Below are 248 nucleotides of genomic sequence, written 5' to 3'. Positions count from 1 at the left end.
CGAAAACAGTTAAATAAATTGACTGATGATGATCAGTTAAGCTAATTTAAAAACGGCTCTACAAAATGATAAATCAAGTGATCAAAGCTGATGAGAATCGGTGATCAAAGTCATGAGAATACGCAGAAGGAGGCAGACTAATGGGGGAAGATATTGCTCAGTATATTTATGACCAGTTCAACATAAGATATCACACCGATCATATTTACAAACTGCTCAAGAAGCGTGGGTTTAGCTGGATCACAAGC

Annotated in this window: 1 protein-coding gene; it reads left to right on the top strand. The window is 37.1% G+C overall.

Annotated elements, in window-relative coordinates:
* Positions 1-140 precede the first annotated feature (140 nt).
* The coding region (locus H5200_RS24565) for a winged helix-turn-helix domain-containing protein (protein WP_404936389.1) at positions 141-248 on the top strand (108 nt) is incomplete at its 3' end.

It is taken from the genome of Pseudoalteromonas sp. SG43-7 (assembly GCF_014164295.1).
Taxonomy (GTDB): domain Bacteria; phylum Pseudomonadota; class Gammaproteobacteria; order Enterobacterales; family Alteromonadaceae; genus Pseudoalteromonas; species Pseudoalteromonas rhizosphaerae.
This window is presented reverse-complemented; position numbering and strand designations above follow the sequence as displayed.